We start from the raw sequence: 639 nt of genomic DNA, 5'->3' as shown, positions 1-639 counted from the left end.
GAAACAGTCCAGCGTGAAGGTGTCTGCGGGCGATCGTCAGGAAGACAGTGCTCATGCTGCCCTGCTGACGCTTCAGGCAGAACTCCGGCCGCTGGAGAAGCATGCCGGAGCAAATGAGAAAATCAGCCAGCAGCGCCGGGATTTGTGGAAGGCGGAGAGTCAGTTCGCGGTACTGGAGGAGGCGGCGCAACGTCGCCAGCTGTCTGCACAGGAGAAATCCCTGCTGGCGCATAAAGATGAGACGCTGGAGTACAAACGCCAGCTGGCTGCACTTGGCGACAAGGTTACGTATCAGGAGCGCCTGAACGCGCTGGCGCAGCAGGCGGATAAATTCGCACAGCAGCAACGGGCAAAACGGGCCGCCATTGATGCGAAAAGCCGGGGGCTGACTGACCGGCAGGCAGAACGGGAAGCCACGGAACAGCGCCTGAAGGAACAGTATGGCGATAATCCGCTGGCGCTGAATAACGTCATGTCAGAGCAGAAAAAGACCTGGGCGGCTGAAGACCAGCTTCGCGGGAACTGGATGGCAGGCCTGAAGTCCGGCTGGAGTGAGTGGGAAGAGAGCGCCACGGACAGTATGTCGCAGGTAAAAAGTGCAGCCACGCAGACCTTTGATGGTATTGCACAGAATATGGC

Annotated in this window: 1 protein-coding gene; it reads left to right on the top strand. The window is 58.8% G+C overall.

Annotated elements, in window-relative coordinates:
• Positions 1-639, top strand: a 639-nt coding sequence (locus DS742_RS28530) for a phage tail tape measure protein (protein ID WP_117420271.1), incomplete at both ends; no start/stop codon positions are given.

The organism is Lacrimispora amygdalina, assembly GCF_003432035.1.
GTDB classification, from domain to species: domain Bacteria; phylum Bacillota; class Clostridia; order Lachnospirales; family Lachnospiraceae; genus Lacrimispora; species Lacrimispora amygdalina.
The sequence above is the reverse complement of the archived record's forward strand: the minus strand, read 5'-3'. Positions and strand labels throughout refer to the sequence as shown.